This is a genomic window from Falsiroseomonas sp. (genome assembly GCF_051859025.1).
Classification (GTDB): Bacteria; Pseudomonadota; Alphaproteobacteria; order Acetobacterales; family Acetobacteraceae; genus Falsiroseomonas.
Window position 1 is genome coordinate 19,556 of record NZ_JBHYGL010000016.1, and the last position, 22,512, is coordinate 42,067.

The 22,512-nt window shown below is 71.6% G+C and carries 22 protein-coding genes; 12 read left to right on the forward strand and 10 right to left on the reverse strand.

The features are described 5' to 3' along the window. Positions 1 to 31 precede the first annotated feature (31 nt). The 3 genes from ACTIE5_RS16080 (at position 32) to ACTIE5_RS16090 (ending at position 3,410) form a co-directional block, all read left to right on the forward strand. A complete protein-coding gene (locus ACTIE5_RS16080; RefSeq protein ID WP_439550714.1) occupies positions 32 to 1,201 on the forward strand; it encodes a diaminopropionate ammonia-lyase in 1,170 nt (389 codons plus the stop codon). An 81-nt stretch (positions 1,202 to 1,282) separates the two neighbouring features. Continuing rightward, complete coding sequence (locus tag ACTIE5_RS16085; protein WP_439550715.1) at positions 1,283 to 2,284, forward strand: Bug family tripartite tricarboxylate transporter substrate binding protein; 1,002 nt, start codon at positions 1,283 to 1,285, stop codon at positions 2,282 to 2,284. 127 nt (positions 2,285 to 2,411) lie between these two features. After that, complete coding sequence (locus tag ACTIE5_RS16090) at positions 2,412 to 3,410, forward strand: Bug family tripartite tricarboxylate transporter substrate binding protein (protein ID WP_439550716.1); 999 nt, start codon at positions 2,412 to 2,414, stop codon at positions 3,408 to 3,410. Here ACTIE5_RS16090 and ACTIE5_RS16095 read toward each other — a convergent pair. Continuing rightward, on the reverse strand, positions 3,397 to 4,326 hold the full coding sequence (locus ACTIE5_RS16095) for a LysR family transcriptional regulator (RefSeq protein WP_439550717.1): 930 nt from the start codon (positions 4,324 to 4,326) through the stop codon (positions 3,397 to 3,399). The two genes, ACTIE5_RS16090 and ACTIE5_RS16095, sit on opposite strands and share 14 nt — an antisense overlap. Positions 4,327 to 4,418: 92 nt before the next feature. Here ACTIE5_RS16095 and ACTIE5_RS16100 point away from each other — a divergent pair, with 92 nt between their 5' ends. Next, the gene (locus ACTIE5_RS16100; RefSeq protein ID WP_439550718.1) at positions 4,419 to 5,402 is read left to right on the forward strand and encodes an NAD(P)-dependent alcohol dehydrogenase; all 984 of its coding nucleotides are present in this window, start codon (positions 4,419 to 4,421) and stop codon (positions 5,400 to 5,402) included. Here the strand turns inward: ACTIE5_RS16100 and ACTIE5_RS16105 are convergent. After that, positions 5,399 to 6,652 (reverse strand): ABC transporter substrate-binding protein, encoded by a 1,254-nt coding sequence (locus tag ACTIE5_RS16105; RefSeq protein ID WP_439550719.1) that lies wholly within the window; start codon positions 6,650 to 6,652, stop codon positions 5,399 to 5,401. The genes ACTIE5_RS16100 and ACTIE5_RS16105 overlap by 4 nt on opposite strands. Positions 6,653 to 6,870: 218 nt before the next feature. Between ACTIE5_RS16105 and ACTIE5_RS16110 the strand changes: the two genes are divergently transcribed. The 8 genes from ACTIE5_RS16110 (at position 6,871) to ACTIE5_RS16145 (ending at position 15,044) form a co-directional block, all read left to right on the forward strand. Beyond that, positions 6,871 to 7,875 carry an NAD(P)H-quinone oxidoreductase gene (locus ACTIE5_RS16110; RefSeq protein WP_439550720.1) on the forward strand — a complete coding sequence of 335 codons (1,005 nt, stop codon included), beginning with the start codon at positions 6,871 to 6,873 and terminating at the stop codon, positions 7,873 to 7,875. Next, complete coding sequence (locus tag ACTIE5_RS16115; protein WP_439550721.1) at positions 7,875 to 8,069, forward strand: hypothetical protein; 195 nt, start codon at positions 7,875 to 7,877, stop codon at positions 8,067 to 8,069. Before ACTIE5_RS16110 ends, ACTIE5_RS16115 begins: the two co-directional genes overlap by 1 nt. A 37-nt stretch (positions 8,070 to 8,106) precedes the next feature. Continuing rightward, positions 8,107 to 9,450 (forward strand): NAD(P)H-dependent oxidoreductase, encoded by a 1,344-nt coding sequence (locus ACTIE5_RS16120; RefSeq protein ID WP_439550722.1) that lies wholly within the window; start codon positions 8,107 to 8,109, stop codon positions 9,448 to 9,450. A gap of 79 nt (positions 9,451 to 9,529) precedes the next feature. Next, a complete protein-coding gene (locus tag ACTIE5_RS16125) occupies positions 9,530 to 10,393 on the forward strand; it encodes a DMT family transporter (RefSeq protein ID WP_439550723.1) in 864 nt (287 codons plus the stop codon). Beyond that, positions 10,390 to 11,157 (forward strand): alpha/beta fold hydrolase, encoded by a 768-nt coding sequence (locus ACTIE5_RS16130; protein ID WP_439550724.1) that lies wholly within the window; start codon positions 10,390 to 10,392, stop codon positions 11,155 to 11,157. The genes ACTIE5_RS16125 and ACTIE5_RS16130 overlap by 4 nt, the downstream gene beginning before the upstream one ends. Before the next feature lie 190 nt (positions 11,158 to 11,347). After that, positions 11,348 to 12,496, forward strand: coding sequence for an FIST signal transduction protein (locus ACTIE5_RS16135; protein WP_439550725.1), 1,149 nt, complete (start codon positions 11,348 to 11,350; stop codon positions 12,494 to 12,496). 11 nt (positions 12,497 to 12,507) lie between these two features. Continuing rightward, on the forward strand, positions 12,508 to 13,797 hold the full coding sequence (locus ACTIE5_RS16140) for a PAS-domain containing protein (RefSeq protein ID WP_439550726.1): 1,290 nt from the start codon (positions 12,508 to 12,510) through the stop codon (positions 13,795 to 13,797). A 41-nt stretch (positions 13,798 to 13,838) separates the two neighbouring features. After that, a complete protein-coding gene (locus ACTIE5_RS16145; protein ID WP_439550727.1) occupies positions 13,839 to 15,044 on the forward strand; it encodes an FAD-binding domain-containing protein in 1,206 nt (401 codons plus the stop codon). On the opposite strand, the gene ACTIE5_RS16150 is transcribed toward ACTIE5_RS16145, so the two are convergent. The 8 genes from ACTIE5_RS16150 to ACTIE5_RS16185 form a co-directional block, all read right to left on the reverse strand. Further along, positions 15,005 to 16,021 (reverse strand): ABC transporter substrate-binding protein, encoded by a 1,017-nt coding sequence (locus ACTIE5_RS16150; protein WP_439550728.1) that lies wholly within the window; start codon positions 16,019 to 16,021, stop codon positions 15,005 to 15,007. The two genes, ACTIE5_RS16145 and ACTIE5_RS16150, sit on opposite strands and share 40 nt — an antisense overlap. A gap of 96 nt (positions 16,022 to 16,117) precedes the next feature. Beyond that, positions 16,118 to 16,819 (reverse strand): DNA-3-methyladenine glycosylase family protein, encoded by a 702-nt coding sequence (locus tag ACTIE5_RS16155; protein WP_439550729.1) that lies wholly within the window; start codon positions 16,817 to 16,819, stop codon positions 16,118 to 16,120. Beyond that, positions 16,816 to 18,093, reverse strand: coding sequence for a TRAP transporter large permease (locus tag ACTIE5_RS16160; protein WP_439550730.1), 1,278 nt, complete (start codon positions 18,091 to 18,093; stop codon positions 16,816 to 16,818). Before ACTIE5_RS16160 ends, ACTIE5_RS16155 begins: the two co-directional genes overlap by 4 nt. After that, on the reverse strand, positions 18,090 to 18,677 hold the full coding sequence (locus ACTIE5_RS16165) for a TRAP transporter small permease (protein WP_439550731.1): 588 nt from the start codon (positions 18,675 to 18,677) through the stop codon (positions 18,090 to 18,092). Before ACTIE5_RS16165 ends, ACTIE5_RS16160 begins: the two co-directional genes overlap by 4 nt. An 83-nt stretch (positions 18,678 to 18,760) precedes the next feature. Continuing rightward, positions 18,761 to 19,741, reverse strand: coding sequence for a DctP family TRAP transporter solute-binding subunit (locus tag ACTIE5_RS16170; RefSeq protein ID WP_439550732.1), 981 nt, complete (start codon positions 19,739 to 19,741; stop codon positions 18,761 to 18,763). Positions 19,742 to 19,867: 126 nt separating this feature from the next. Further along, positions 19,868 to 20,500 (reverse strand): YjbE family putative metal transport protein, encoded by a 633-nt coding sequence (locus tag ACTIE5_RS16175; RefSeq protein WP_439550733.1) that lies wholly within the window; start codon positions 20,498 to 20,500, stop codon positions 19,868 to 19,870. Between the two features lie 279 nt (positions 20,501 to 20,779). Beyond that, positions 20,780 to 21,511 (reverse strand): aspartate/glutamate racemase family protein, encoded by a 732-nt coding sequence (locus ACTIE5_RS16180; protein WP_439550734.1) that lies wholly within the window; start codon positions 21,509 to 21,511, stop codon positions 20,780 to 20,782. A 6-nt stretch (positions 21,512 to 21,517) separates the two neighbouring features. Then, positions 21,518 to 22,507, reverse strand: coding sequence for a TauD/TfdA family dioxygenase (locus ACTIE5_RS16185; RefSeq protein ID WP_439550735.1), 990 nt, complete (start codon positions 22,505 to 22,507; stop codon positions 21,518 to 21,520). Between the last annotated feature and the right edge of the window lie 5 nt (positions 22,508 to 22,512).

Sequence of the window (22,512 nt, forward strand, 5' to 3'; positions counted from 1 at the left end):
CCCGGCGCCGCCGCGCCAAGGTGGGGGCACCATGATCCCTGAACGCACCTACCGCCTTCTCCTCAACCGCCGCCATGGCACGCCGGGCGTCGTCGTGCTGCCGGATGGCGGTTTCCGGCGGGCGCGCGCCGAAATCGCGTCCTGGGACGGCTATGCGCCCACGCCGCTGCTGGCGCTGGAGGATGTGGCGAAGGCGGCGCGGGTGGCGTCGGTGCAGTGGAAGGATGAGGGACCGCGATTCGGGCTGGGCAGCTTCAAGGCGCTCGGCGGCGCCTATGCGGTGCTGCGGCTGCTGGTGACGGAACTGGCGCGGCGCGGCGTGACGAATGCCGCGACCTCCGCCGAACTGGCGGAGGGCGCGCACAAGGAGGCGACGCAGGGCATCACCGTGACCTGCGCCACCGATGGCAACCATGGCCGATCCGTCGCCTGGGGCGCGCAGCGCTTCGGCTGCCGCTGCGTGATCTTCGTGCATGAGACCGTGAGCCAGGGGCGGCGGGACGCGATCGCCAAGTACGGTGCGGAAATCCGGGTGGTGCCCGGCACCTATGACGATGCGGTGCGCGCGGCGGCGCAGACGGCGGAAAAGGAGGCCTGGTTCGTCGTCTCCGACACCTCCTACGAAGGCTATACGGAGGTGCCGCGGGACGTGATGCAGGGCTACCGCGTCATGGCCGATGAGGCCGCGGAGCAATGGACCGGCGAGGCGCCCACCCATGTCTTCATCCAGGGCGGCGTCGGCGGCCTGGCCGCGGCGGTGACGATCCAGGTCCGCGCCCGCTACGGCGCCGGGCCCAAGGTGATCGTGGCGGAACCGGAAAAGGCCGCCTGCCTGCTGGCGAGCGCCGAGGCCGGGGAGGCGGTTTCCGTCCCCGGCGACCTGGATACGCTGATGGCCGGCCTCGCCTGCGGGGAGCCGAGCCTGCTGGCCTGGCAGGAGCTGGAGCGCGGCGCCTTCGCCTTCATGGCCGTGCCGGATGAGAGCGCTGTGGATTGCATGAAGCTGCTGGCCCGCCGGAAGCCCGGGGTGGTGGCGGGGGAAAGTGCCGTGGCCGGGCTGGCGGCGCTGCTGCTGGCGGCGGCCGATCCGATGTCCCGCGCCATCCTGGGCCTGGACGCGCAGAGCCGGGTGCTGCTGTTCGGGACGGAGGGGGCGACGGACCCTGAACTCTATGAGAGCCTGACCCGACTGGACGATTGACCCGGAAGGTCCGGGACGGCAGAGGCACGGAACCCGCGCGGTGCTGACGCGCTGGCGGGGCACGTTCTGGAGAATCGTCCCATGCTTCGACGCCACCTGCTGGGCGCCGGCGCTGCCGCGCTGGCCGCCCCCCTCGCTTCCACCCTGGCCTTCCCCTTTGCCTCCCCTGCCCTGGCGCAGGGCGCTTGGCCGAACCAGCCCATCCGCCTGGTGGTACCCTTCGCGGCCGGCGGGCCGACCGACATCCCCGCCAGGCTCTTCGCGGAGGAGATCAGCAAGGCGCTGCCGCAGCGCGTGATCGTGGAAAACCGCACCGGCGCGGGCGTGGTGGTCGGCACGGACGTGGTCGCCAAGGCGCCGAAGGACGGGCAGACGCTGCTCTACACCACCGTTGCCCATGCCTCCCTGCGCCCGCTGTTCCCGCGCCTGCCCTTCGACCCGCAGGCGGACCTGGTGCCGGTGGCGCTGGTGGGCGTGATCCCCATGATCGTCACCGTGGGCAAGGATTTCCCGGCGCGGACGCTGCAGGAATTGCAGCAGCGCGGCCGGGCTGAGCGCGGCGGGATCGACTACGCTTCCTCCGGCAATGGCGGCGCGCTGCATCTGGCGACGGAATTGCTGCTGCGGCAGATGGGCGTGCGGGGCAACCACATCCCCTATCGCGGCACCGCCGCCGCCATGCCCGATGTGCTGAACGGCACCATCCCGCTGATCGTCGATGTCGCGACCTCCGCCGTGCCCTATGTCCAGCGGGGCGAGACGCGCGGCCTGGCGGTGATGGACAGCCGGCGCCTGCCCCAGCTGCCCGACGTGCCGACCACGGCGGAGGCCGGGTTCCCGGGGCTTGAGGCCTATACCTGGCACATGGTCATGGCGCCGGCCGGCACGCCGGAGCCGGTGATCCAGGCGGTGAACCAGGCCTTCAACCGCGTGGCCGCCGAAGCCGCCGTGCAGCGGCGGCTGTCGGACCTGGCGATGCGGCTGGTCAGCGACAGCACGCCCGCTTCCGCCGCCGACTGGCTGCGGCGGGAGACGGTGAAGTGGGAAGGCCTGATCCGGGAGGCGAATATCCGCGTGGATTGACCCGCGCCGGGCCGCCGATGTCCCGCGCGACGGGACATCGGCGGTTGCCGCGCGCGCCAAGTCTCCCCATCATTGGTCCAGTCCAGGACTGAAACGGCCACCACAAGGCCCAAGGGAGACTTCGTCGATGACCATCGCGACCATTCGCCGCCGCCATCTGCTGGCCCTTTCCGCGCTGGCCGCCCCGGCGATCGGCGCCGGCAGCGCGCGGGCGCAGGGCGCAGCCTGGCCGAACCAGCCGATCCGCATGGTGGTGCCCTTCGCCGCCGGCGGGCCGACCGACGTGCCCGCCCGCCTGCTGGCGGAGGAGATGTCGAAGCAGTTGCCGCAGCGCGTGGTGGTGGAAAACCGCACGGGCTCCGGCGTGGTGGTCGGCACGGATGCCGTCGCCAAGGGGCCGCAGGACGGCCACACGCTGCTCTACACCACCGTCGCCCATGCCGTGACGCGGGCGATGTTCCCGCGCCTGCCCTTCGACCCGATCGCCGATTTCACGCCGGTGTCGCTGGTGGGCCAGGTGCCGGTGATCCTGCTGGTGCACAACAGCTTCCCCGCCACCAATCTGCGCGAATTCATCGAGGTGATCCGCGCCAATCCCGGGAAGTATGACTACGCTTCCTCCGGCAATGGCGGCGCGGTGCATCTGGCGACGGAACTGTTCATGCACGCCGCCGGCGGGCTGCGGGTGAACCACGTGCCCTTCCGCGGTTCCTCCGCCGCCATGCCGGACGTCCTGTCCGGCCGCATCCCGATGATCTTCGACATCGCCGCCTCCGCCCTGCCCTATGCGCGGTCGGGCGAGTTGCGGGCGCTCGGCATCAGCACGCGGCAGCGTTCGCCGCTGGCGCCCAACATCCCGACGATGATCGAGCAGGGGGTCGCGGGGTATGAGGCCTATACCTGGCACATGGTGATGGTGCGCAGCGGCACCCCGGCGCCGGTGGTGGATGCCATCAGCCGCGCGGTGGCGCAGGCCGTCGCGGTGCCGACGGTGCAGACACGGCTGACGGAACTGGCCATGCAGCTTGTGCCGGAAAGCACGCCCGCCTCCGCCGCGGCCTATCTGCGCAGCGAGATCGCGGTGTGGGAGCCGCTGGTGCGCGCGGCGAACATCACGGCGAACTGAGGGCCGCGGCCCCGGGGGCGGTGCCCAGCATCGCCCCCAGTTCTTCCGCGAGCAGGTCGAAGACCACGCGGATGCGCCGGCTGGTGTGCAATTCGCGGTGCGTCGCCAGCCAGACCGGAAAGACGATCGGCGCGGCATCGGGCAGCACGCGCCGCACCGCCGGTTCGGCATCGCCCACCGCTTCGGTCATGAAGCCGATCCCGGCGCCCTGCCTGACCAGCGCCCAATGGACCAGGTAGCTGTCCACCACGACCGGGATTTGGCGGCGCGACAGGTTGATGCCGAAGGCCCGCAGGCCGTCGATGAAATCATCCGGGTCCCCGAAGCCGACGAAATCGGCGGCGGCGAGGTCCGCCAGGCTGGCCGGCCGGCCCAGGCGCTCGATCACGGCGGGGGTGGCGTAGGGGCGACCCCGATCCTCCCCTACCTTTCGCACGATGAGGTCGCCGTCGCGGGACGCGGCGTTGCGGATGGCGATATCCGCTTCCCGCCGCAGTAGATCCGCGGTTCGGTTGGTCGCCAGGATTTCCACCGTGATGCCGGGATGGGCCGCGCGCAGCCGGGCGACCAGGGGCGGCAGCATATGCGCGGCGCAGGCTTCGGTGGCGGTGATGCGGACCGCGCCCTCGATCGCCTGCGACCGCCCGGTGGCCACCAGCGCCAGCCGGGCAGCGGCTTCCGCCATCGGGCGAACATGGTCCAGCAGGTCCCGCCCCGTCGGCGTCAGCACCAAGCCCCGGCCTGCCCGTTCGAACAGCACGACGCCGAGTTCGCCCTCCAGCGCCGTGACCTGGCGGCCGAGCGTGGGCTGGGTGAGGCCGAGCTGGCGGGCAGCGGCGGAGAGCGATCCGGCCTCCGCCGTGACGAGGAAGCCGCGGAGGTGGTTCCAATCAAGGCGGGCGGCGTGGAAATCCATGCATTCTTGTATGGCAACCAGGCGGGTTGCGACAATTCCCCCTTGCTGTGTGCATGGTTAGACCCGGGCCTTCCCTGACGAAGGAGGCGCCGATGCGTGCCGTGACCTGCCGCCGCTACGGCCCGCCCGATGTCCTGCGGATCGAGGACCTGCCGCGCCCGGTCCCCGCCGCGCGGGAATTGCGGGTGCGCGTGGCGGCGACGACCGTGACCTCCGGCGATGCGCGGATCCGGGGGTTCCGCTGCCCCGCCATCTTCTGGCTGCCGATGCGGCTGGTGCTCGGGTTGCGGGGGCCGCGGCGGCCGGTGACGGGCATGGAGTTCGCCGGGGTGGTGGACGCGGTGGGCGATGCGGTGACGCGGTTCAGCCCCGGGGACCGTGTCTTCGGCCTGGCGGCGGCGGGCGCCCATGCCGAATGGCTGGTGGTGGCGGAGGATTCCGCCGTGGCGCCAGCACCGGCCGGGCTATCCGACTTCGAGGCCGCGGCGCTGCCCTTCGGTGGCCTCTCCGCCCTGATCTTCCTGCGGGACGTCGCCAAGGTGAAGCAGGGAGAGCGGGTGCTGGTGATCGGCGCGGCCGGGGCGGTCGGCGCCAGTGCCGTCCAGCTCGCCCGTCATCTGGGTGCGGAGGTCGCTGCTGTCTGCGGTGCGGGCAATATCAACCTGGTCCGGTCGCTCGGCGCCACGGTCGCGCATGATCGCGCGGCCTGGGATTCCGGCCAGGAGGAGGGGCGATACGATGTGATCCTGGACGCGGCCGGCGCGGCCGGTCCCGCCAGCGTCCGGCGGGCGCTGGCCCCGCGCGGCCGGCATGTGCTGCTGTCCTTCGGCGTGGCCGGGATGGCCTGGATGATGCTGACGGCGCTGTGGCCGGGCCGGCGCGTGATCTGCGGCTTCGCCGGTGGCGGTGCGGCGGATCTGCGCTTCCTGCGGGACCTGGCGGAGGCCGGGACGCTGCTTCCCGTCATCGACCGCGTGCTGCCGCTGGAGGCGGTGGTGGAGGCGCATCGCCATGTCGATTCAGGGCGCAAACGCGGGGCGCTGGTGCTGACGGTTGGCGCGGGTCGGCCTGCCTAGCCACCCAGCCGCGGCAGGGCATCCGCCACCGCCGCGGCGGCGGGGCCGATGGCGACCTGGCGCAGGCCGCCGGTGGGTGCGGCCTGCCACTGGCAGAGGATGGGCGCGGCGCGCAGGTTCTGGCCGCGGTCATCGAAGCGGACGCCCCAGCCCGCGGGCGTCGTGCCCTCCGCCAGGTCGGTCGCCTGCACGGCGGCCCGGATGCGGTCGCGCTCCGTCGATCCGGCACGGTGCAGGGCATCGAGCGCGACGCGGGCGCCGGCATAGGCGGCCAGGCCGTGGGCGGAGCGCGGCTCCGCGCCGTAGCGACGGAGGTAGAGGTCGGGGAAGGCGCGGGCGCCGGGGGCGATGCGCTCATTCACCTCGAAGGGCGTCCAATCCGCGCTCATCGTGCCGAGCATGTCGTCGCCGATGCTGCGCGCGCTTTCCGTCAGGCCGTAGCCGCCCGCCGTGCCGATCACCATGCTGGGGCGCCAGCTTGCATCGCGCAGCGCGCGGAACAGCGCGACCTCATCCCCCGGCGCGCCGCAATGCAGCACCACCTGCGCCGCCTGTCCCCGCAGGCGGTTGACCACGGCGGTCAGGTCCGCGGGGCGGGGCGCATAGGCCACGCGCTCCACCAGCGTCAGCGACCGCACGCGGATCAGCGCTTCCTGCGCCGCGCCGACGCTCTGCCCGCCAGCGGCTTCCTCATGCAGGATCGCGAGCCTGAGGGCATCGGGGGCGACGCCGAGGGAGGGCGCGACGATGCCGGTGACGGCGTCGATCGAGGTGGCGGCGAAATCGGCGGCGCGGGGGGAGAGGCGGAAGATCCAGCGGAAGCCGCGCTCCGTCACCGCATCGGCCAGGGCGCCGAGTTCGAAATAGGGAATGCCGGCGAGTTCGGCGACCTGGCTGGCGGGAAGCGCGATGGGCGTGGCGAAGCTGCCGAGGAAGGCCGCCACGCGATCCGTGCCCTGGGACAGGCGCCGCGCTTCATGGGAAGCCGCCGCTTCATCCGGCGCATCGGCGCGGACCAGGCGGATGGCGCGGCCCGCGATGCCGCCCGCGGCGTTGCGTTCCTCCACCGCGAGTTCGACGCCGCGGAAGCATTCATCGCCGAGCAGGCCGGAGGGGCCGGAGAGCGGGAAGATGGCGCCGAGGCGGATTTCCTGCGCCGGCGCCTGCGCATGGCCGGACCTGGCCGTCCCTGCCGCACCCCATGCCGCACCGGCCAGCCCGACAAAGGCCCGGCGGCCGATACCCTGCATGCTGCTCAAATCCCCACGGCCTCCGGGGGCAGGTTCCCATGGGGCGGCTTGCGCGCGCAAGCCCAGGCACGCGCCAGCAGCTGCAAATCGTCCCAGAACGCGGGACGATGCACAAAGCTGTGCAATCGCGGCGGGCCTTGACGCTGCGCCGTGCCGCATGGTCCCTCATCGCGCCAGGATCGGGCGTAGAATGCCCCAGACCCACGAAGGAGCCGTGCATGCCGGACCTGCCCGCGGAGATGCTGCTGATCGACCATGGAGCAGGCGGCGGGCCGGAGGTTCTGGTGCCCGCGCGCGGGCCCGTGCCGGCGCCGCGGGCGGATGAGGTGCTGATCCGCACCCAGGCGGTGGGCGTGAACCGGCCGGACGTGGCGCAGCGCAGCGGCAGCTATCCGCCGCCGCCGGGCGCGAGCCCTGTGATCGGGCTGGAATGCGCCGGGGAGGTCGTGGCCGTCGGCGCCGGCGTGACGCGCTGGAAGGTCGGCGACCGGGTCTGCGCGCTGACCAATGGCGGTGCCTACGCCGAATATGCGGCGGCGCCGGAAGCGCAGACGCTGCCCTGGCCCCGCGGCTATGACGCGCTGCGCGCGGCCGCGTTGCCGGAAACCTATTTCACCGTCTGGGCCAACCTGTTCGGCCATGGCCGCCTGCAGGCCGGCGAAAGCGTGCTGATCCATGGCGGCACCAGCGGCATCGGCGTGACGGCGATCCAACTCGCGAAGACCTTCGGCGCGACGGTCTTCACGACGGCGGGCAGTGCCGCGAAGGTCGCGGCGTGCCGGGAGATCGGCGCGGACCACGCCATCGACTACCGGTCGGAGGATTTCGCCGAGGTCGTCAAGCAGGCGACGGGCGGCAAGGGTGTCGACGTCGTGCTCGACATGGTGGGCGCGCCCTATTTCGCGAAGAACATCCGCTGTCTGAAGCTGGATGGGCGGCTGGTGATGATCGCCTTCCTCAACGGGCATGTCGCGGAGAATGCCGATCTGCGCCCCATCATGGTGAAGCGCCTGACGGTGACGGGCAGCACGATGCGGCCGCGCACGACGGCGGAAAAGGGCGTGATCGCGCAGGCGCTGGAGGCGAAGGTCTGGCCGCTGCTGGAAGCCGGCCAGGCCGGGCCGCGCATCCACGCGACCTTCCCTCTGGCGCGCGCCGCGGAAGCGCATGCGCTGATGGAAAGCAGCACGCATGTCGGCAAGATCATGCTGACCGTCGGCTGATGCATTGGGCGCTGCTGGTGGTGGGCGTGGCGATGCTGGCGTTCAGCGTCATGCTGCGGGGCCGCGCGGCGCGGGGCGGTGCCCAGGGGCTGGCGGTGCTGCTGGTGGCGACCGGCGTGATCATGGCCTTCCGCCGCCCGGGCAGCGCCATCCACATGCCGGGCTGGGGCCCGCGGCAATGGACCCAGCCGTGACGATGGGTTCGAGGACGATTGGTTCGGAGACACCGGCATGAACCTGCACCGTCTGCTGCTGAAGCGCGCGACGGAAGGGCGGCCCGTGCGGGTTGCCGTGATCGGCGCGGGCAAGTTCGGATCCATGTTCCTGCACCAGGCGCCGCGCACGCCGGGTCTGCATGTGCTGGGCATCGGCGATCTCTCCGTCCCGCGCGCCCGCGCGGCGCTGGCGCGGATCGGCTGGCCAGCGGAAGCCTCCGCCGCGCCGGATGCCGCGGCGGCGGCGCGCACGGGGGCGACCTGGCTGACCGAGGACAGCCTGGCGCTGATCGCGAGCCCGGAGGTGGAGGTGGTGGTGGAAGCCACCGGCGACCCCGCCGCGGGGCTGCGCCACGCTCGCCACGCGATCCGCCACGGCAAGCATGTGGTGATGGTGAATGTGGAGGCCGATGTGCTGGCCGGCCCGGTGCTCGCCCGTGAAGCGGCGGCGGCGGGCGTCGTCTATTCCATGGCCTATGGCGACCAGCCGGCCTTGGTGGCGGAGATGGTGGACACCATCCGCGCGGGCGGCTTCACCATCGTCGCCGCGGGCAAGGGCACGAAGTACCTGCCGCACTACCATGCCTCCACCCCGGACACGGTCTGGGACTTCTACGGCCTGAGCGCGGAACAGGCGCAGGCGGGCGGCATGAATCCGCGCATGTTCAACAGCTTCCTGGATGGTACCAAGTCCGGCATCGAGATGGCGGCGATCGCCAACGCCACGGGCCTGGCGCCGCCGGAGGATGGGCTCGCCTTCCCGCCCTGTGGCACGGGCGAATTGCCGTCCCTGCTGCGGCCGCACAACGAAGGCGGCATCCTGCCGCGCAAGGGCATGGTGGAGGTCATCTCCTCCCTCAACCGTGATGGCAGCGAGATCCCCGACAACCTCCGCTGGGGCGTCTATGTCGTGTTCGAGGGGGAGACGGATTACGCGCGGCGCTGCTTCGCGGAATACGGCGTCGCGACCGATCCCTCCGGCCGCTACGCCGCGCTGTGGCGGCCCTATCATTTCATCGGGCTGGAACTCGGCGTCTCCGTCGCCTCCGCCGCGCTGCGGCGGGAGCCCACGGGATGTTCGGAAACCTGGTCGGCGGATTGCGTCGCCGTCGCCAAGCGGGCGCTGAAGCGGGGCGAGGTGCTGGATGGCGAGGGTGGCGCCACGGTCTGGGGAAAATGCATCCCGGCCGAGCGGTCGCGGCAGCTGGCGGCGGTGCCGATCGGCTTGGCGCATGGCGTGGCGCTGGCACGGGACCTGCCCGAGGGCGCGCTGGTGACGGAGGCCGACCTTGTGCCGCGCACCGCCGGCGGGCCGGCGGCGGAGGCGATCGCGATGCGCGCCGCCCTGGCAGGCGCTTGAGCCAGCCGGCAACGCGCCGCGCGGTTCCGCGCGCGGCGGGCTATCCGCGACGCGCGGCGCGCGTCTAGGCTGCCATCCAATGCCCATGGCCTCCGCCTTCCGGCTGCTCTTCGCGGCCGTCATCCTGTTCGGTGGCGCCTGGCCCATTACCAAGGCCGCGCTGGCGGACGCGTCTCCGCTGTGGTTCGGCACGGGGCGGTCGGCGCTGGCCGCGCTGGGGGCGGCGATCCTGCTGGCCTGCCTCGGGCGGCTGCGGCTGCCGCGGGCGGAGGACCGGATCGCGGTGCTGTTCCTCGGCATCTTCCAGCTCGGCGCCTTCTTCGCGCTGACGCACCTCGCGGTGGCGCTGGTGCCGGCGGGGCGGACGGCGGTGCTGTCCAATGTCGTGACCTACTGGCTGATCCCGCTGTCGGTGCTGGTGCTGGGGGAGAAGGTGTCGGCGCAGCGCTGGGCGGCGGCGGGGCTGGGGCTCGCGGGGGCGGGGGTGCTGATCGGGCCCTGGGCGGTGGATTGGTCGTCGCATGATGCGCTGGTTGGGCACCTCATGCTGGTGCTGGCGGGGCTGCTCTGGACCATCGCCATCATCGCCAGCCGGAAATGGCCGCCGAAGACGCCGATGTTCGAATTGCTGCCCTGGTGCTTCGGCATCGGCGCGCTGCTGCTGGCGCCGCTGGCGCAGTTCATGGAGCCGGATGGGGGGGTCGGCCTCTCCTCCTGGCCCTTCCTTCTCTATATCGGCTTCTTCGCGGCGCCGATCGGCACTTGGTGCGTGATCGAGGCCGGGCGGAAGCTGCCGGGCGCGGTGGCCTCCGTCGGCTTCCTGATGGTGCCGGCCTTCGGCGTCACGGTCTCCGCCATCTGGCTGGGGGAGCCGATCGGCTGGGACGTGATCGTGGGGGGGATCCTGATCGTGGCTTCCGTGGTGCTGGCGGCGCTGGGATGAGGCTGAACGTCGTTGCGATGGGCGATGGCCCGCCGGTGGTCCTGCTGCACGGGTTGCTGGGTTCGGCGCAGAATTTCGGGGCGATCCAGAAGGCGATCGCGGCCGGCGGGCGGCGCGTGCTGGCGCTGGACCTGCGCAACCACGGCCAATCCCCGCACGCGCCCGGCATGGAATACGCCACCATGGCGGCGGATGTGGCGGAAACGCTGGCGGCTGAGGGCGCCTGGCCCGCCGCCGTGATCGGCCATTCCATGGGTGGCAAGGTGGCGATGGCGCTGGCCCTGACCCGGCCGGAGGGGGTTGAGCGGCTGCTGGTGGCGGATATCGCGCCCGTCACCTACCCCACGCCGATCTTCGCCCGCTACATCGCCGCCATGCAGGCAATCCCGCTGCGGGATGGGCTGACGCGCCGCGATGCCGATGCCGCGCTGGCGGGGGCGGTGCCGGAAGCGCCGCTGCGCGCCTTCCTGCTGCAGAACCTGGCCTTCGCCGAACAGCCGCCGCGCTGGCGGATCGGGCTGGCGGAGATCGCGGCGGGGATGGGGGAGATCGGCGGCTGGCCCGCATTGCCCGGGCGGTACGATGGCCGGGTGCTGGTGCTGTCCGGCGATGCATCCCCCTATGTGAAGCTGCGGGATCACGACGCGATCCGCGCGTTGTTCCCGGCGGCCGGCTTCGCCAGCATCGCCGCGGGGCATTGGCTGCACGCGGAAAATCCGCGCGCCTTCCTGGTCGCCGTGGAGGATTTTCTGTCGGCGGCATGAGGGAATGGGGTTCATTTTTCGTCCCAACGTCGCAAAAGCGACATTTTGCTACAAACACAGACTGGTCTGTAGGCCGCCGAGCGTCCATGCCGCGGTAACGGCCAGGAAGGCTGCGGCTGTCATGGTACCGATCCCGGAGCCAGCAAGCCGGGGACATGCCCCCAGTGGCAGGTCTGAAGGGGTCGATGGGATGCGAGCAGCCACCCTGCGATGGTCGCCGGCGGAAGGTTGGCATGGCGTGGTGCCAGCCGCGGCGGCAGGCCCGTGCCTTGTCCTGTATGTCGCGGGGCGCGAGGCGCTGGAAAGCGGGGAGCGGCACCGCGAATTGCGCGCGGCCTTCCCCGGCGCGATCGTCGCGGGGTGCAGCACCGGCGGGCAGATCGACGAGTCCGATGTGGTGGATGAGGGGGTGCAGGCCCTCAAGCTGGATTTCGCCGCGTCGCGCCTGCGCCTGGCGACGGAACGCCTGGCGGGTGAGGGTGCGTCCCGCGATTGCGGCCGGCGGCTGGGCGCGGCGCTGGCGGCGCCGGACCTGGCCGGAGTGCTGCTGATCTCCGAGGGGCTGGCGGTGAATGCCGGCGATCTGGTGGCAGGGCTTCAGGAAGCCATCGGCGCCGGCGTGCCGATCGTGGGCGGGCTGGCCGGCGATGGCCCGCATTTCCGCCGCACGCTGGTGGGCGCGGGGGAGGAGGCGCCGACGCCGGGCCTGGTCGCTGCCATCGGCTTCGTCGGCAGCGCCGTCCGCTTCGGCCATGGCTGCGCCTCCGGCTGGGATGCCTTCGGGCCCTTGCGCTCCATCACCGCCTCCGAGGGGCGGGTGCTGCGGGAGCTGGATGGGGAGCCGGCGCTGGACCTGTATGAACGCTATCTCGGTCCCGAAGCGGCCGGCCTGCCGGGCACCGGGCTGCTCTACCCCCTGCGGATCTGGGATGCCGGGGAACCGCGGCATGACGTGCTGCGCACCCTGCTGGGTGTGGACCGGGAGGCACGGACCCTGATCTTCGCGGCCGACCTGCCGGTGGGGTGGCGGGCACAGCTGATGCGCGGGCGCTTCGGCGGCCTGGCCGAAGGCGCGGCGGAGGCCGCGGCCGGTGCGGGCGGCGGCTCCGCCGCCGCGGGCGACAGCGCCGCCTTCATCGTCAGCTGCGTCGGCCGGCGCCTGATGATGGGCCAGCGGGTGGAGGAGGAGGTCCTGGCCGCGCGGGAATGCCTGCCGGCCTCCATGCGTGTGCTGGGCTTCTATTCATACGGGGAGATCGCGCCGCACCCGATGACGGGCCGCAGCGAGCTTCATAACCAGACCATGACGGTGCTGACCCTGACCGAGACCGCCGCGTGAGGGAAGCGGGGATGGCGGCCGAAAGGCTGTTCAGCCGCCAGGTGCTTCGCGCCACGCGGGCCGATGGCAGCATCGACATGGACGCGCTGCGCCGCCTGGTGGTCGCGGGATACGAGGATTCGGCGCGGGACCGGGAACGCACCGACCGCGCCATCACGCTGATGGCGGAGGAGCTGGAAGGCGCCAACCGGCGGCTGGAGGCGCTGGTGGAGAATCTGCGGGTGCAGAACCTGCGGTTCGAGGCGGCGCTAGACAACATGCTGCAGGGGCTCTGCCTCTATGACCGGCAGGACCTGCTGGTGGTGGTGAACCGGCGCTACCACGAGATCCTGGGCCTGCAGCCCGGCACGCTGCGGCCCGGCATTTCCCACGCCGAACAGCTGGTAATCGAGCAGGCGGCGGGGCTGCATCGTGGCATGGACCTGCAGGAATTGCTGGCGACCCGCATCGCGATGGTGGACGGGCGGGACGCGCCGGCGCGGGCGGAAATCTTCATGGAGGACCGGCGGCGCCTGGATGTGGCAGCCCAGCGCCTGGCGAGCGGCGGCTGCATCGTGACGGTGATTGATGTGACGGCGGAACGGGCGGCGGAAGCGCGTGCCGCGGCGGCGGGGCGGTTGACCTCCCTCGGTGAGATGGCGGCGGGGCTGGCGCATGAGCTGAAGCAGCCGCTGACCGCGATAGCCCTGGCCGCGGCCAATGCGCGCCGCGCGGCGGAACGCGGCGATACGGCGGCGGCGCTGGTGCGGCTGGGACGCATCGCCGACCAGGCCGCGCGGGGTGGCGTGCTGATCGACCACCTGCGCCGCTTCGCCCGGGGCGGTGAGGGCGGCGATGCCAATGCCACGGCGGAACTGCCGGCGGCGGTGGAGGGGGCGCTGACCTTGATCGGCGGCGCGCTGCGGGAAGCCTCCATCGAGGTGGTGCTGGACCTGCCGCCGGGCCTGCCCGCGGTGCGGGGCGATGGCATGGCGCTGGAACAGGTGCTGCTGAACCTGCTGGCCAATGCGCGGGATGCGCTGGGGATCCGGGATGGTGGGGCGCGCATCCACGTCGCGGCGCGGCAGGCGGAGGATAGGCGCATCGTCCTCGATGTCTCCGACAATGCGGGCGGCATCCCGGATGGCGTGATGTCCCGGCTGTTCCAGCCCTTCGTCACGACCAAGGGGCCCGATCGCGGCACGGGGCTCGGCCTGTCGATCTGCCATGGGCTGGTGACGTCCATGGGCGGGACGATCGAGGCGGAGAACGGGGCCGAGGGCGCCATCTTCCGCATCGCGCTGGCTGCGGCGCCGGACTGAGCCGGCTTGCCGGACGGCGCCCCGGCCCAAGATGGCGCGGGATGAGCGAGACCTTCCCGACCGACCGCGCCGCCGCCTTGCAACGCCTGGCCGACTTCACCCCCCGCATGGGGCGCGACTACGCGCAGGGCAGGAACACCGATCCCGGGCCGGGACGGCGGCGCGACGTCTCCTGCCTGTCGCCCGCCATCCGCCATCGGCTGGTGACGGAGGCCGAGGTGGTGGGCGCTGCCCTGGCGGCGCATGGGCCGAGGGCGGCGGAGAAGTTCATCCAGGAAGTGTTCTGGCGCAGCTACTGGAAGGGTTTTCTCGAATTGCGGCCGGGACTGTGGGTGGCCTATCGCGCTGCGGTGAAGGCCGACCGGGCCGCGATCCGAGGGCATGCGCTGGCGCGGGCGGAGGCGGGGACGACCGGGATCGGCTGCCTCGACGCCTGGGTGGCGGAATTGCGGGAGACGGGGTGGCTGCACAACCACGCCCGCATGTGGTTCGCCAGCATCTGGATCTTCACGCTGAAACTGCCCTGGACGCTGGGCGCGGATTTCATGCTGCGGCACCTGCGGGACGGCGATGCGGCATCCAACACCCTGTCCTGGCGCTGGGTGGCGGGCATCCAGACGCTGGGGAAGCACTATGTGGCCCGCGCCGAGAACATCGCCCGCTACACCGAAGGCCGCTTCGACCCCGCGGGAGAGCTGGAGGAGGATCCCCGCCCGGTGGAGGCTCCGCCACCTCCCCGCCCTGGCACGCTGCCGGCGGCAGACCGGCTGCCCGACGGCCCCTTCGCGCTGCTGCTGCATGAGGATGACCTGCACGCGGAAAGCCTGCTGCCCGCCGGCGCGCGGGTGGCGGCTATCGCGGGCGTGGCGGTGCCGGAAGCACGGTCGTCGCTGGGCTGTTCGGCGCTGGTGGCGGAAAGCGCCGGCGCGGCGCTGGCGGATGGGCTTTCGCGGGCCTCGGCACATTGGGGCGTGCCGGCGGGGCGGGTCGCGGTGACGGACCTGGCGGGCTGGGCGGCATCCCACGGGCTGCCGGTGGTGACGCCCTGGGCGCCGGTGGGCTGGACGGCGGATGCGCTGGCGGGCGCTGGGGTGCCAATGCGGCGGCTGCGGCGGGAATGGGACGATGCCTGCTGGCCGCTGGCCACCAAGGGTTTCTTCCCGTTCCGGGAAAGCATCCCGACGCTGCTGGGCCGCCTGGCGGGGGATCAGCCCGCCCGTGAGCCGCTTTGGGCTTCCGCCAGGTAGCGAAGGTCGACATAGCGTTCCGGGGCCGACAGGGCGCGCCCCTGCGGGCCATAGGCGGCGCGGAGCGACAGCGCCGTGGCGATCCCGGCCATGTCGAGGTCCGCGCGGCGCGGGAAGCCGCTGCGGGGATGCAACATGGCGTCGTAGGAGGCCTCCGCCAGGTCCGGCGTCACCTCCGCCAGGTTGCGCCCCATGATGGCCACGGCCTCCGCCCGGTTGGCCGGCGCGTAGAGCCATTCGAGCGCATCGAGATAGGCGCGGAGGAAGCCAACCAGGCGCGGGCGGTCCGCCGCCGCGCGGTCCCGGCGCAGCGCGAAGGTCAGGCCCTGGTAGGCGCCGAGCATGTCGCTGGGATCGGCCAGCACGTTGAAGCCGCGCCGGGCCGCCACGGCATCCAGCGGCACGGTCAGCAGCGTGCCGGCCTGGCGCCCGGCGAAGAGCGCTTCCATCCGCTGGGTCGTGCCGCCGACGCGCACCAGGCGGGCCTCGCCCTCCGCCAGGCCGCCGCGTTCCAGCAGGCGGCGCAGCACGAAGGCGAAGCCGGTGGTCAGCGCATCGACCGATAACTCCCGGCCGCGCAGATCGGCGAAGCTGCGCACATCCGGCGCCGTGACCAGGCGGAGGAAGCCGTTGTTGATGCCGGCGACGGCGATGATGTCCGGCGGATTGGCGGCGGCGCCGGGCGCTTCCCCCTGGCCCTCGACATAGGCGATGACGTTGTCGATGGCGGTGCTGGCGATATCGACCTGCCCCGTCATCAGCGCGGTGAACTGCGCGGCGGAACTGGGCGTGGGTGTGACGGCGATGGCGACGCCGCGGCGTTCGAGAAAACCCTTCTCCTGCGCCACCCAGACCGGCCAGTTGCTGCCGGAGGGGAAGACGCTGAGGCGAAGCGGTTCCTGAGCCTGGGCAGGGGCGATGGCGGGGGCGAAGAACGGCAGGACCAACGCGGCGCGGCGCGGCATCGTGAAGGCCATGGATCTGTTTCCCCCTGTTGCGGCCAGTGTCACGACGCCGGCCAAGGGGTGTCAACGCCGATATTCGAAGAAAGGCGGAGCTTCGAAGAAGCGGCGCTATTGCGGCTTGAAGCTGCTGGCCTTGGCGGCATCGGCGGCGCGCCACAGATACCAGGCGGCGACGCTGCGCCAGGGCGCCCAGGCTTCGCCGATGGCGGCCAGTTCCTTCGGCTTCGGCTGGGCATCGAGGCCGGCCGCGACCTTCCAGCCCTCCCGCACGCCGAAATCGTCGATGGGCAGGATGTCCCGCCGGCCGAGGGTGAAGATCAGCAGCATCTCCACCGTCCAGCGGCCGACGCCGCGGATCTGCACCAGGCGCTCGATCAGCTTGTCATCGGTGAGGCGCGCGGCGGCCCGGCGGGTGGGGACGAGGCCGGCCACCGATTTCTCCGCGATGTCGCGGATGGCCGCGACCTTGGCGCCGGAGAAGCCGCAGGCGCGCAGCGATTCGGCCGGGGCTTCCAGCACCAGGGCCGCGGGGGGGAAGTCCTGGCCGGGAAAGAGCGCCACGAAGCGGCCGAGGATCGCTTCCGCCGCCCGTCCATGCACCTGCTGGTGGGCGATCGCGCGGACCAGTGCCTCGTATGGTTCGCGCTGGACGGGGCGGAGCGTGCAGGGGCCGATCTGCCGGATCACGCGCTTGAGGACGGGATCGCGGCGGAGATGCGTCAGCGCGGCGGGGCCGGCGACGAGCCGCGCGGGACGGTCCGCCGCGCGGCGGGCCGCCAGCGCCGGCAGGTCGCCGGCCCCTTGCGTCATCGGAACACCAACTGCGGCAGAGTCAGCGTGATCCAAGGCACGTAGGTGATGACCATCAGGCAGGCGAAGATGACGCCGATGAAGACCGGCAAATAGCGCATCATCTTGTCCACGCTGGTGTTGGCCACCTGCGCCGCGGCGAAGAGGTTCACGCCGAAGGGCGGTGTGATCATGCCCATGGCCAGGTTCACCACCATGATCGTGCCGAAATGCACGCCATCGATGCCGAAGCGCTCCGCCGCTTCCTGCAGGATCGGCGCCAGCACGATGATGGAGGCCGAGGTCTCCACGAACATGCCGACGATGAACAGGAAGATGTTGACGCCCAGCAGGTAGAGGCCGGCGCCGTCGAAGGTTTCCACCAGCCAGGCCGCCGCCTGGTCCGGCACGCCCTGGCGGTTCAGCAGCCAGGAGAACAGCGCGGCGCAGGCGATGATGAACATGATCACCGCGCTGCTGATCACCGACTTGCGGAAGATGGGATAGAGGTCCCGCCAGCCGATCTCCCGGTGCAGGAACATGCCGACGATGATCGCGTAGCAGACGGCAACGACCGAGGCCTCGGTCGGCGTGGTGACGCCGCCATAGATGCCGCCGAGCACGACGACAGGCATCAACAGCGCGAAGCCCGCCTGGCGCGTGGCGGCCACGAAGGACAGGCGGCCTTCGCCATCCCGCTTGCCCCAGCCGGTGATGCGGCACCACACCAGCACCGTCGCGATCAGCGCGCTGCCGATCAGCAGGCCCGGGCCGAAGCCGGCGATGAAAAGCTCCGGGATGCTGGTCTGGGTGGTGACGCCATAGAGGATCATGGGGATCGACGGCGGGATGATCACGCCGAGCTCCGCCGCGGTGGCCTGCAGCGCGGCCGCGAAGGCAACCGGGTAGCCCGCGCGCACCAGCGCCGGGATCATGATGGCGCCGACCGCGAAGGTGGTGGCGACGGAGGAACCGCTGATGGCGGCGAAGATCATGCACGTCACGACGCAGGTCGCGGGCAGCCCGCCCTGGATGCCGCCGACGATGGAGCGCGCGAATTCGACGAGGCGGCGGGAGATGCCGCCGACATCCATGAGGTTGCCCGCCAGGATGAAGAAGGGGATGGCGGCCAGCGGGAACTTGTCCAGCGCCACGAACAGCTGCTGGGCCGCGACGATCAGCGGGAAGCTGGTATAGCCCTGGATGCCGATGATGGCGGCCAGGCCGATGGCGATGGCGACGGGGATGCTGGCGGCGAAGAGCACCAGCATCACCGTGAGCATCATGCCGCTCATACCGCGGTCTCCAGTTCTTCGCTGCGACGGTCGAGGAAATGGGCGATGGCGCCGACCACGGCAAAGATGGCGCCGAGCGGGATGGCGGCGTAGCCCCAGGACATCGAAACCTCGAGCCCCGCCATTTCCTGGAACTGGACCCGCGTCGCCATGGTCCAGCCGAACCAGAACATGACCCCCATGAAGGAGAGGGAGCAGGCAAGGGAGGCGGCCTCGATCGACCGGCGAAGCTTGCCGGTGGAATAGCGGTGCGCGACATCGATGGAGACCAGCGCGCCGGCGCGCAGCGCGACCGCCAGGCCGAGATAGGCCATCCAGATGAGGGCCGTGCGGACCAGCGCTTCCGACCACACGGCGGGCGCTTCGGTGGCGAAGCGGGCGATGACCTGCCAGAGCCCGGCACCGACCGCGACGGTGAGCGCGAGGCAGGCGATGATGGAAGCCGCGCCGGTGGTGATCCGGTCCAGCCCCAGCACGGCGCGGCGGATGGTGGCGCGCAGGCCATCGCCCTCCGCCGCCCAGAGCGCCAGCGCCACGGTGAGGAGGGTGAGCACCCCCGTCACCTGCAGCGGCAGCGTGTTCATCGCATTCATTGTTGCTCGCCCCCTTAAACAACGGGGGCGCGGGGTTGTCCCCGCGCCCCCTCACTCAATCCGGCAATGGCCGGTCAGTTCGCACGCCATTCGCGGATGCGGCGAAGCAGCGCGCTGTCCAGTTGCTGCTCGATCTGCGCCGCGCCGGGGGCCAGGGCCGTCTGGAAGGCGGCGCTGTCCACCTGGGTGACGACGGTCATGCCACGGCGGCGCAGTTCCTCGACGCCCGCGGCCTCATCGGCCGAGTTCTTGGCGCGGTTGGCGGCGGCGCCGGCGCGGGCGGCTTCGTTGAAGGCCGCGCGGTCGGCGGCGTTCATGCGGCCGACCAGGCCGGGGTTGCAGATCAGGATCGCCGGCGAATAGACGTGGCCTGTCAGCGTCAGGAAGCGCTGCACCTGGTTCAGGTTGTTGGCCAGGATCACCGCGATCGGGTTCTCCTGCCCGTCGACCGTGCCCTGCTGCAGGGCGGGGACGAGCTCGGAGAAGGCCATCGGCGTCGGCAGCGCGCCCAGCTGCGTGAAGGCGCGCATATGCACCTGGTTTTCCATGGTGCGGACCTTCAGGCCGCGGATGTCGGCGGGGGCATTCACCTCACGCCGCGAATTGGTCAGGTGGCGGAAGCCGTTTTCCATCCACACCACGCCGACCAGGCCGCGGGCGGTGAAGCGCGCCAGCATCTGCTGGCCGATCTCGCCATCCAGCACGCCGCGGGCATGGGCAGTGTCGCGGAACAGGAAGGGGACGTCGAAGTTGCGGACTTCCGGGACGAAGTTGCCGACCGGGCCGGTGGAGGTGAGGGAGCATTCGATCGTGCCGATCTGCACGCTCTCGATCGCCTCGCGCTCATTGTCGTTGCGCTGGATGTTGACGCGGTACCGCCCGCCCGTGGCGCGTTCCAGCGCCTCCTTGAACGCGGTGACGCCGGCGCCGTAGTGGCTGGCCAGCGGCAGCGGGTGCTGGACGGTGATGGTGGTCTGTGCCTGGGCCTGGGCCATCGGCAGGGACAGCGGCAGGGCGATCGCGGCGGCGAGCGCCACGCGGCGGGTCAGGTTCATGGCAACGTCTCCCCAAGGGCGGGGGCGCCTTCGCAGCGCCCCCATGCGGCACCCGTATAGGAGAGGTGCCGCCAGCGCATCAATCCCGGGACTTCACCCGGGGCTGAGGCTACCGGCGGGTTCGGATCAATGCCCGTGCGGTGCCGGGATGGGCAGGCCGAGCGCCAGTTCGACGTTGGCGGCCTGCAGACCCTCCCACAGCAGCTCGACGCCGATATAGGCAATCAGCGCCAGGCCGATATAGGCAATAATCTTGTATCGATCGAGCAGCTTGGCCAGCGCGCCGCCGAGCACGCCCATCAGCACGATGGAGATCAGCAGGCCGATCACCAGCATGGGCAGGTTGTTGCGCGCGATGGCGGCGACGGCGAGGACGTTGTCGAGGCTCATCGACACGTCGGCGATGATGATCTGCCAAAGCGCCTGGCGAAGGGTCTTCTCCTTCACCTCGTGGCCTTCCTCGCCTTCCTTCTCCTCCTTGCCGCGAAGCTCGGACCAGAAGCCCCAGGCGATGTAGAGAAGCGCGGCGCCGCCGACGATCTCGATCCACCAGAGGCCGAGGAGGTAGGTGGCGAAGATCGAGAAGATGATGCGCAGCACGGCAGCCGCGACGATGCCGAAGAGCACCGCCTTGTTCCGCAGCGCCGGCGGCAGGCCGGCGGCGGCCAGGCCGATGACCACGGCGTTGTCGCCGGACAGGATGATGTTCAGCCAAAGAATCTGCAGGAACTGCGCGCCCTGCCCGAGCAGATAGTCCATTCCATATCTCCAGGGGCGGCGCACCAGGCAGCCGCTTCCCCCCTGGCCCAAGGCTACCGGCTGGAAGAAGGGAGCCGTAGTTTCCACGCCATGTCATCGAATCCAGATGAAACATGGCACATCGTCCAGAAGGCGGATGACGGAAGCGCCATGTCGCCCCTGGCATTCGGTTCGTGGCTTGGCATTGAACCGGATGGCGCCGCTTCCGGCTGACGATCCCGTAACTCGCCGCATTGCCGGCAGCCCATGCGCCGGCAAGGCGGGTTCATGCGGCTGCTTTCAACCGCCGCGCAGCAGCGCGTCCAGCGCCGGGGACAGGCCCATGCTGGCGCGCCCCATGGGCGCGGCGTAGCTGCCGCCGCGGGGCTTCGGCAGGCCGAGGCCGACCAGGCCTTCCAGCAGCTTCACCGCGCAGGCGATGCCGTCCAGCAGCGGCACCGGGCAATCCTCCTGCAGCCGCCGGTCCATGCCGGCCAGGGCGGCGCCGGCCAGCACGATGACGTCGCAGCCTTCGGCCATGGCGCGGGCTTCGGCCAGCACCATGGCCGCCACGCCCTCGGGGTCCCGCAGCGCATCCAGCGGCGTGGCCGCGATGCCGCGCACCATGGCGCAGCGGGCGGACAGCCCGTGGCGCGCCACCAGATCCTCATAGGCTGCGACCTGGCCGAGGGTCAGGATCCCGAAGCGGCCGCCGACCATGCAGGCGGTCAGGCAGCCCGCCTCCGTCATGCCCAGCACCGGGCAGGGCATGAGCTGGCGCGCGGCTTCCAGCGCCGTGTCGTGGCTGACGGCCAGAACCACCGCTTCGACCCGCCCGGCATGTTCCGCCAGCATGGACAGCAGAGCGTGGGAGGCGATGGCGTTTTCCACCCGCGTCGAGATCACCGCCGGGCCGAAGGTCGGTGTGGCCCCGATGATGACGGTGGTGGGCGCCGCCGCCTGGCGCGCGACGGCGGCGCAGGCATCGGTGATGGCGGCGGTGGTGTTGGCGTTCGCGATGAGGATGCGCATGGGCCTCTAGCCTCCGACCATGCCGGTATCGGTCGTATTCGGCGCGCCGCCCAGCGCCACGAGCCCTTCCGGCAGGGCGCGGGACGTCTCGCTCAACAGCAGCAGGCGCAGCGCCAGGCGGGTGATGGTGGGCGGCGCATCGGGCTCCGCGGGGGCCAGGGCCTCCGCATTGCGCTTCCAGACCTGGAGCGGGTTGAACAGCAGCACGTCGCCGGGGCGGACATCGAGGCGCAGCGCCAGGCCGGGTTCGGCGCAGAGCGTGTCCAGCAGGTCCAGCGCCTCCATCTGCGCCGCGGTCAGGCGGGGCGTTTCGGGGATGGCCTGGGCGGCTTCGATGGCATCGCGGGCGTAGCGGCCGACGAAGGCGCCGGAGGCGGTGCTGAACACCGGCAGGCCCACCACGCCGCCGCCAGGCGCGGCATGGGGCAGGGGGCGGTACAGCGCCTCCAGCGCCGGGCGGGCGCGCTTCATCATCTCATTGTGCACGGTGGCCGCGGCGACGAGCATGACGGGATCGACCTCCGGCGGCTGGCGTAGGACCAGCATGGCGACGATGTCGGCCGCATCGGCATGGAAACGCCAGCGGAGCGCACCGCCGGAGGGGCTGGAGACGCGCTGCACGGCGCTGTCCTGGCCCCCCGTCGCCACCGGGCGGCCGAGATGGGCGCCCAGCGCCAGCAGCAGGGGTTCGGCCATCGCCTCATCCAGCGGGAGGCCGCGCAGCACGGCGAGGCCCCGGCCGGTATCGAGCCGCGCGGCGGCGTTGCGGAGGACGGCGCCGAATTTCGGCAGCGGCGCTTCCGCCGCCACCTGCGGCGCGCGGCCACCCAGGGCGGCGAGGGCGGCTTCGAGTTCGGCCGCATCCTCCGCGCCCACCGGGATCATCCAGTCGGAGGCGCGCAGATCCGCGGCGCGCCAGGCGGCGGGGCCGGCCTGGGGGACCAGCCGGGGGCGGCCCGGGTTCGTGGGGGGCGTAGTCGGGGATGTCGCACTCATTGGGG

Bases quoted from the DNA above. Each gene is read 5' to 3' on its own strand.
- ACTIE5_RS16180 (WP_439550734.1), bottom strand. From the start codon at position 21,511: ATGCGCATCCTCATCGCGAACGCCAACACCACCGCCGCCATCACCGAT.
- ACTIE5_RS16120 (WP_439550722.1), top strand. From the start codon at position 8,107: ATGAACCTGCACCGTCTGCTGCTGAAGCGCGCGACGGAAGGGCGGCCC.
- ACTIE5_RS16135 (WP_439550725.1), top strand. From the start codon at position 11,348: ATGCGAGCAGCCACCCTGCGATGGTCGCCGGCGGAAGGTTGGCATGGC.
- ACTIE5_RS16170 (WP_439550732.1), bottom strand. From the start codon at position 19,741: ATGAACCTGACCCGCCGCGTGGCGCTCGCCGCCGCGATCGCCCTGCCG.
- ACTIE5_RS16105 (WP_439550719.1), bottom strand. From the start codon at position 6,652: ATGCAGGGTATCGGCCGCCGGGCCTTTGTCGGGCTGGCCGGTGCGGCA.
- ACTIE5_RS16145 (WP_439550727.1), top strand. From the start codon at position 13,839: ATGAGCGAGACCTTCCCGACCGACCGCGCCGCCGCCTTGCAACGCCTG.
- ACTIE5_RS16185 (WP_439550735.1), bottom strand. From the start codon at position 22,507: ATGAGTGCGACATCCCCGACTACGCCCCCCACGAACCCGGGCCGCCCC.
- ACTIE5_RS16110 (WP_439550720.1), top strand. From the start codon at position 6,871: ATGCCGGACCTGCCCGCGGAGATGCTGCTGATCGACCATGGAGCAGGC.
- ACTIE5_RS16095 (WP_439550717.1), bottom strand. From the start codon at position 4,326: ATGGATTTCCACGCCGCCCGCCTTGATTGGAACCACCTCCGCGGCTTC.
- ACTIE5_RS16085 (WP_439550715.1), top strand. From the start codon at position 1,283: ATGCTTCGACGCCACCTGCTGGGCGCCGGCGCTGCCGCGCTGGCCGCC.
- ACTIE5_RS16140 (WP_439550726.1), top strand. From the start codon at position 12,508: ATGGCGGCCGAAAGGCTGTTCAGCCGCCAGGTGCTTCGCGCCACGCGG.
- ACTIE5_RS16130 (WP_439550724.1), top strand. From the start codon at position 10,390: ATGAGGCTGAACGTCGTTGCGATGGGCGATGGCCCGCCGGTGGTCCTG.
- ACTIE5_RS16115 (WP_439550721.1), top strand. From the start codon at position 7,875: ATGCATTGGGCGCTGCTGGTGGTGGGCGTGGCGATGCTGGCGTTCAGC.
- ACTIE5_RS16175 (WP_439550733.1), bottom strand. From the start codon at position 20,500: ATGGACTATCTGCTCGGGCAGGGCGCGCAGTTCCTGCAGATTCTTTGG.
- ACTIE5_RS16080 (WP_439550714.1), top strand. From the start codon at position 32: ATGATCCCTGAACGCACCTACCGCCTTCTCCTCAACCGCCGCCATGGC.
- ACTIE5_RS16160 (WP_439550730.1), bottom strand. From the start codon at position 18,093: ATGAGCGGCATGATGCTCACGGTGATGCTGGTGCTCTTCGCCGCCAGC.
- ACTIE5_RS16155 (WP_439550729.1), bottom strand. From the start codon at position 16,819: ATGACGCAAGGGGCCGGCGACCTGCCGGCGCTGGCGGCCCGCCGCGCG.
- ACTIE5_RS16165 (WP_439550731.1), bottom strand. From the start codon at position 18,677: ATGAACACGCTGCCGCTGCAGGTGACGGGGGTGCTCACCCTCCTCACC.
- ACTIE5_RS16125 (WP_439550723.1), top strand. From the start codon at position 9,530: ATGCCCATGGCCTCCGCCTTCCGGCTGCTCTTCGCGGCCGTCATCCTG.
- ACTIE5_RS16090 (WP_439550716.1), top strand. From the start codon at position 2,412: ATGACCATCGCGACCATTCGCCGCCGCCATCTGCTGGCCCTTTCCGCG.
- ACTIE5_RS16100 (WP_439550718.1), top strand. From the start codon at position 4,419: ATGCGTGCCGTGACCTGCCGCCGCTACGGCCCGCCCGATGTCCTGCGG.
- ACTIE5_RS16150 (WP_439550728.1), bottom strand. From the start codon at position 16,021: ATGGCCTTCACGATGCCGCGCCGCGCCGCGTTGGTCCTGCCGTTCTTC.